Genomic DNA, 7148 nt, shown 5'->3' on the forward strand with positions numbered 1-7148 from the left:
AATAATCTTAGTTTCTGAGTTTGTCAGTTTTTAAGTTTGTTATCATCATCCAACTCAAAAACTCAAGAACTCAAAAACTTAAAAACTCAAAAAAACGATATGCAAGCACTTAGAAACATTAAATATACTTTAAGAAAATACTTCGTACCAATGCTTATGAGCATTATCGGTCTGATTTTGGCATTCAGTGCCTTTATGCTCATATCCGTGCAGCTGGACTTTGAAAAGGGGTTCGACAGATTCCATCCTGACGCCGATAACATCTACAGGGTGGATCTTTCGGACAACAATACCATTTTCCGTTCTATACTTCCTCCGGGATTTTCGGACGAGGTGATACGTTCTTCAAGTCATATCGTGGCTGGAACTGTGGTATGTCCGTTCTTAGGCGAGGTATATATCACCACTATGAAAGACGGAGTATCCAGCGGATTCATAGAAACCGCCAATGTGGTGAGTGAAGACTTTTTCAAGGTATTTGGAATAAAGATTGTAGAAGGTGATCCCGCAACACTGTCGAAGAACGAACAGCTTGCCATTCCGCAAAGTACGGCACGCAAGATTTTCGGCAACGAATCTCCTATAGGGAAACAGGTGAAGATTAAGTCCGGTACTGGATTTCTGCGTTCAGACAAATGGACTGTAGGTGCAGTTTACGAGGACTTGCCAGCGAACTCGCAGATACGAAACGAGATATACATGAAGATTCCGGACTTCTTCCTTCAGAACTTCGGAGCAAGCAACTTTGTATGCTATCTCCGTCTGGACGACAGCGAGAATGTTTCTCTGGTAGAGAATGAATTCAACAGCAAGTTTGAATTTAAGAAATACCGTGGCCTAACCCCTATTTATCTCACACCGCTGGTTGACGTGTATTTTCAGGAAGAGAAGTCGGACGGACGTGTGTTCCGAAGTGGAAGCATCACGCAATACAATGTACTGACCATTATCTCATTCCTCATAATCATTGTCGGTCTGCTGAACTTCACAAATTTCTATACCTCGCTCATTCCGTCAAGGCTGAAAACCATCAACACCAGGATTATACTTGGCGAGGATACCCGTACGATACGTATGGAGATAATTCAGGAAACTGTCCTGCTGTCGCTCATAGCATTTGCCGGAGCTTTGATTGTAGTTATTCTTCTCTCTCCAGCCGTCACGGAAATGGGAATCGTAAACACAGTGTTCAGTTTCGGAAAGAATTCTTCCATCGTGATCATAACATTGCTTCTGGCTCTGTCCGGAGGAATACTTTCAGGAATTTATCCTGCATTCTTCGCCACATCATATACCGGAGAACTTGCAATGAGAGGCAACTTCAACCTAAGTTCTTCGGGAATGAAAATCAAGAAAACTCTACTATGCGTGCAGTATGCCATTTCGTGCTCATTGATTCTGTTCATAGCGGCAATCTATCTGCAGAACAGGATGATGCTCCGATTCGACCCGAAGTTCGACAAGGACCGCATAGCCATTGTAGGGCTGACAAGTGATATAGTGAAGAGCAAAGGCTCGTGGATAAAAGAGGAACTTCAGAAATATCCTGAAATAGAGAATGTGGCATTCACATCCGAAAGATTCGGGGCACAGGACACTTATTGCACTGAGGGAATAGAATATAACGGAACAGACATTCCAAGCTTCCTGATATATGTCACTCCTGATTTTCCTGATGTGATGGGAATAAAGATGACAGAAGGGAAAACATTCCCGAAAACGAGCAAAGGAGAAATTATAGTAAACCGGTATATGAAGGACAATTACGGTGTGGAACTCGGGAATATACCTTCCATGGAAGCGGAGGCAATAGGTATATGCGACAATGTAAACTTCACATCCATGCGCAAAAGCCAGAGCGCTGTATGCTTCATTTCCCTACCGGCTGAAAGCGGGTATCTATCGGATATGTTTGTGAGACTCGCTTCCGGATACGACAGAACTGAGGCGGTATCCCACATAAAGGAGATAATCAGCAAAGTGGAACCCGAATATCCTACCGAAGTATTGTTCTACGACAATGTGGCTGCCGCACAATATCAGCGTGAGAATTCTTTCGCCAACACGATGCTGTGTTTTTCAATAATAGCCGTAGTATTGTCGCTTGTCGGAGTTTTCTCTATGGTGATATTCGACATTCAGCATAAGAGAAAGGAAATAGCCTTGCGCAAAGTGTTCGGGGCAGAATACACTGATGTACTCTGGCTGGGAAACAAGCCGTATTTCTTTATTGTTCTGGCAGGTTTCATCATCTCGATACCCGTAGCGGTGATAGCAATAAACGAATATCTCCAGGGATTTGTAATGAAAGTAAATGTATCATGGTGGATATTCCTGCTGGTGTTCCTGTTCATACAGGCGCTTACGGCAGTACTTGTAGTCGTGAGATATAATTCGCTGGCACTTGAATCTCCAAACATATCATTGGAGACCGAATAAATAAAAAAATCTCTCTCTAATCAATCCGCAGGCTACAACTGTTCGTGATGAATGGATTTGTCTGCGGATAATTTTTCAGTCAACTGACCAAAATAAATTCCAAAACATATATTTTTGCAATAAAGTATAAAAGAGAATATGAACAAAGCCAAAATATTAGTAGTAGATGATAATAGCGGAATAAGGGCAGCACTCCAACTGCTATTGCCTAAATACTTCAAGGAAGTAAAGGCTGTAGCATCACCCAACGTCATAAATTCACAGTTAAGAGAATTTATGCCTGACGTGATTTTGCTGGATATGAACTTCCAGTCGTCTGCCAATACCGGAAATGAGGGACTGTACTGGCTTTCGGAAATCAAAAAGACAAGCCCTACGACTGAAGTTGTACTCTTCACCGCGTATGCCGACATATCACTGGCGGTAGAGGGAATGAAGCGCGGAGCATTCGACTTCATTGTAAAACCTTGGGAAAACGAAAAACTGATTTCTGTGCTTGATGCTGCATACAAGCACAAGGATGCAGGAACAAAAAAGAAAAGTATAAAGTCTACAGTAAACCAGACTGCAACAATGCACTGGGGTAGCAGTCCTGCAATGAAAAATATATTCCGCACCGTAAACAAAATAGCCTCAACAGATGCAAGCATCCTTATTACGGGAGAAAACGGTACGGGAAAAGATGTGCTTGCAGCAGAAATCCACCGTCTGTCGGACAGAGGAATGAAGCCTATGGTTTGTGTGGATGCAGGAGCTATAACAGAAACACTTTTTGAAAGCGAACTGTTCGGACACGTAAAAGGAGCATTTACAGACGCTCATACAGACCGTGTGGGAAAAATAGAACAGGCAAACGGCAGCACTCTGTTTCTTGACGAAATAGGAAATATTCCTCTGAATCTGCAGGCCAAGTTACTAAGAGTTCTCCAAAACAGAACGGTAAGCAAAGTAGGGAGTTCGCAATCTACTCCAGTGGATATCCGTCTCATCTGTGCCACCAACCGCAATCTAGAAGAAATGATACGTAACGGTGAGTTCCGCGAAGACCTCTACTATCGTATAAACACCATGCATCTGCAACTTCCTCCGCTGAGGGAAAGGACTGACGAAATTATCCCTCTGGCAGAGATATTCATAAAGAGATATGCCGAGAAATATCATCGTGAGGTATCCGGTATTTCATGTGAGGCTGAAAAGGCATTGGTTTCATGCAGGTGGAACGGAAATATCCGCGAACTGCAAAACACGATAGAAAAGGCTGTAATCCTGACAGACAGTACGGAGCTTCAGCTTTCTGACTTCTGTCTGCCTAACAGGGAATGTACTTATGATGTACCGTCACAACCTGCCACCTCAGGAGAAGAGACACTGGAAGAAGTAGAGGAAAGGACCATACGTGCCGCTATGGAAAGATATAACGGCAATCTTACTCATGTAGCAAAATCGTTAAACATAAGCCGCCCTACCCTATATACGAAACTGAAAAAATATAATATATGATTTCGTATGAAAATGTCATATTAATCATTATTGCCACTGCATTAGTCTCCGCAATAATTTCCGGCATGTATTATGCACGAAGGACACACCGCAAGGTTTCGTACATCCTTGACGCACTTGAAGACAAGGAAACAAACTTCCGTTTTGACGAGAAGAAATTCCTGTATCGCAAATTCCATAAAACACTGAACAGAATACGTCTGATATTCGAAAAGGAAAAGCAGGAAATAAACGAACAGGAACGTTATTACGGACAGATGCTTGACAGGGTAAAGACAGGAATTGTAGTGGTTGAACTGAACGAGAAATTCAGCGGGAAAATTTCTTACTGCAATTCGGCAGCACTGAATATACTAGGAGTGGCAACACTGAGCAATATAAGACAGCTAGGGAATATCAGCCAGGAGTTGCAATCATGTTTCGAAAATATATCAGAGACAAACAACGAGGCTCGCGTATCTTTCTATAACGAAAAGGGACAGACGACTCTTTCTGTATCATCATCCGAAACATCGCTACAGGGAAAGAATGTAAAAATTATAGTAATAAACGACATAAGCAACGAAATGTCGCGCAACGAAGAAATGTCGTGGAACAAACTTATACGTGTGCTTACGCATGAAATAATGAACACTGTTACTCCCATTGCCTCGCTTAGTCACACTCTGTCGATGGATATAGCTTCATCCGAAAGCAAGCCCGTAAACAGAGAAGAACTAAAGTTGGGGCTGGACACAATATCCGAATCGGCACGAGGACTGATAAAATTTGTTGACACCTACCGCTCGCTGACACGTGTGTCAGCACCAATAAAAAAGGCATTCTATCTGAAAGAGTTAATTGATAGAGTTACACAGCTGACACGAGAACAGATCAATGCGTCAGGGACCACATTAAGCTACATAGAGAAATCTGATGATATTCTTCTTTATGCAGACGAAGACCAGATTTCGCAGGTACTGGTCAATCTGATAAGAAATGCTGTTCAAGCTAAAGCCACAATAATAGAAATTACTGCAGAAATAGATCTTACCGAATCCGTAGTAGTGAACATATCAAACAACGGTCGCCCTATAAACAAAGAGAATTATGAAGACATCTTCGTCCCGTTCTATACCACGAAACAGGAAGGAACAGGAGTGGGACTAAGTCTTTCCCGCCAGATAATGCGACTACATAACGGAAGTATATCACTGGTGTGCAGTAATGAAAAAAATACGGTTTTCAAATTGCAGTTCAAATAAAATGTCAGGTACTTTTTCACTTCACCTGACATTTTTATTTGAACAGAATTATAAATACAGATTACAAATCCCCTTTCTTCAATACAGTACAGCCTTTAGCATCAAGTACAGCCAGACATGCCTTAAGGTCGTTAGGTTTTATCACCACATGAGCCTTGTCATTCTGAGCAAAAGCATACATATATTCTATAAAGATTTTTTCTTCTGCCAGATACTCCAGGATCACGGCAAGAGAGCCGGGAGTATTGTCACAACTCAAGCAGATAACTTCTGTAGACATTACGGCAAAGTTCTGCGCACGCAAAACTTCCACAGCCTTATCCATATCAGATACGATAAGACGGAGGATTCCGAAATCTGTTGTCTCTGCCATACTGAAGGCATGCATGTTTATCCCGTTCTGTCCCAACGTACGGACTACATCGTTTATTCTTCCTGTCTTATTTTCCAGGAATACTGATAATTGCTTTATGGTCATATCTTTATATTTTTAAATTAATAAAATCTTTATTATTAATCAGTTTAAATACAACGTTTGGGAACAAAAATTTAATACTCTATCAAATATTTAATATAAGTTTTTCATATTTTCCCCACGAAATCTGCTCATCTATATATTGAAAATGAATTGATTTCTTACCCACTATATCGTGACCGTCAAAATGGAATTCCCCTACTAATTTTTGTTGCTCGGAATATATACACACTATTAGTTTATCTTGTTCCGAAACTTTTTCAGTATCGATTTTATACGATATAGAGGAAGCTAATCTTGTAGTTGGTCTCAAAGTTCTGTTACGTTCAACAATAGCCATAATCATTATTCTTTTGTTATATTAAAACGTTCTGTTATAGATTTTAAAACTTCTTCTTTTGTTATAGATTGGATAAAATCATCCGTTGATAATTTGGAATTATGCCATCTATCATAATAGATTTGCGTCTTTTTATATTTTGTTTCTGGCGTAACAGGTTGCATTATACAATTTTGTGAATATGCATTAAAGACATAATCACCAGTAATTGACACTTTTGAACCTTTAGCTATATAACCCTTCTGTCCTAATCTAAATTCATTATAATAATACTGCAGATATAAGTCTGTTTGGTGTAAATCAACTCCACTATGCGAATTAAAACTTAATAAAGCCGAAGTTCCTCTGTTCGTTCCATTATAATAAACTATAATAGCATCAGAAACACACCATTCTCCTTTGTCCAATACCAAAGACGTAGGAAAAACGAGTACAGAAAAATTATTTAATCCATCAGGTACATTTATTTGGTATTCTTGAAAAACGTATTTACATTGAAAAGCATCTTTATCTCCTTCTGAGTACTTAAAATTTAGTGACAAAGCATTGTTACCAGAAACTTGGACTGGAGCTGTAGCTAAACAGTACTTACTCAATATATTATCTATATAATTCAGTTTTGCTTGATTAAACAAACTATCTGATTTTTCCACATATGGTTTGAGATAATTTACAAACTTCCCATATTCTGTTTGTTCAAATTCAGCTGTTTTTTTTGCAATAAGATCAGAGTATTCTTTTTCTTTTCTTTCTTTTTCTGCTTTCTTTTCTTCATCATCTTTCATTACACAACAGAGTGTATAATCTGATTCAAATACTTCACCTCTCCATAATGATGGTCCAAAACAAGCTGTATGGAAATCGTAAATGAAAAAATATGCAATTTCATTATACCAATGTGGTTCAACAGAAAAAAAATCACCATTATGAGATATTTTTTTTAAAAACTTATTCTCTTTTTGAGACTCAAAAGTAAAATATTGACCATCACACTGATAGTCATTTTTTATAAGTAAATCGGTAATTTTAGCAGCTTCCTTGATATCTTCTATCGTAATTTTTCCCCAGTTTCCTGTTGAATGATCATAATCTGTAGAGCCAACAAAAAAACCTTTGTAAAAATATTGTGTATGAATATACTTACCTCTGT

General features: G+C 39.3%; 6 protein-coding genes. 3 read left to right on the top strand and 3 right to left on the bottom strand.

The window, feature by feature from the left end; genetic code table 11:
* The first annotated feature begins 99 nt into the window (after positions 1 to 99).
* The 3 genes from I6E11_RS07240 (at position 100) to I6E11_RS07250 (ending at position 5183) form a co-directional block, all read left to right on the top strand.
* On the top strand, positions 100 to 2439 hold the full coding sequence (locus I6E11_RS07240; protein ID WP_235337361.1) for an ABC transporter permease: 2340 nt from the start codon (positions 100 to 102) through the stop codon (positions 2437 to 2439).
* A 138-nt stretch (positions 2440 to 2577) separates the two neighbouring features.
* Positions 2578 to 3939 carry a sigma-54-dependent transcriptional regulator gene (locus tag I6E11_RS07245; RefSeq protein WP_235337362.1) on the top strand — a complete coding sequence of 454 codons (1362 nt, stop codon included), beginning with the start codon at positions 2578 to 2580 and terminating at the stop codon, positions 3937 to 3939.
* Entirely contained in the window at positions 3936 to 5183 is a 1248-nt protein-coding gene (locus I6E11_RS07250) for a sensor histidine kinase (RefSeq protein WP_235337363.1), read from the top strand. Before I6E11_RS07245 ends, I6E11_RS07250 begins: the two co-directional genes overlap by 4 nt.
* Positions 5184 to 5244: 61 nt before the next feature.
* On the opposite strand, the gene I6E11_RS07255 is transcribed toward I6E11_RS07250, so the two are convergent.
* From I6E11_RS07255 to I6E11_RS07265, 3 genes are all read right to left on the bottom strand, one after another.
* Complete coding sequence (locus tag I6E11_RS07255) at positions 5245 to 5661, bottom strand: ACT domain-containing protein (protein ID WP_235337364.1); 417 nt, start codon at positions 5659 to 5661, stop codon at positions 5245 to 5247.
* Between the two features lie 82 nt (positions 5662 to 5743).
* Positions 5744 to 5998 (bottom strand): hypothetical protein, encoded by a 255-nt coding sequence (locus I6E11_RS07260; RefSeq protein WP_235337365.1) that lies wholly within the window; start codon positions 5996 to 5998, stop codon positions 5744 to 5746.
* Positions 5999 to 6003: 5 nt separating this feature from the next.
* The coding region (locus I6E11_RS07265; RefSeq protein ID WP_235337366.1) for a hypothetical protein at positions 6004 to 7148 on the bottom strand (1145 nt) is incomplete at its 5' end.

The organism is Bacteroides caecigallinarum (assembly GCF_021531075.1).
Classification (GTDB): Bacteria; Bacteroidota; Bacteroidia; order Bacteroidales; family Bacteroidaceae; genus Phocaeicola; species Phocaeicola caecigallinarum_B.

Coding starts and splice junctions, on each gene's coding strand:
- I6E11_RS07245 (WP_235337362.1), top strand. CDS start 2,578: ATGAACAAAGCCAAAATATTAGTAGTAGATGATAATAGCGGAATAAGG.
- I6E11_RS07250 (WP_235337363.1), top strand. CDS start 3,936: ATGATTTCGTATGAAAATGTCATATTAATCATTATTGCCACTGCATTA.
- I6E11_RS07260 (WP_235337365.1), bottom strand. CDS start 5,998: ATGGCTATTGTTGAACGTAACAGAACTTTGAGACCAACTACAAGATTA.
- I6E11_RS07240 (WP_235337361.1), top strand. CDS start 100: ATGCAAGCACTTAGAAACATTAAATATACTTTAAGAAAATACTTCGTA.
- I6E11_RS07255 (WP_235337364.1), bottom strand. CDS start 5,661: ATGACCATAAAGCAATTATCAGTATTCCTGGAAAATAAGACAGGAAGA.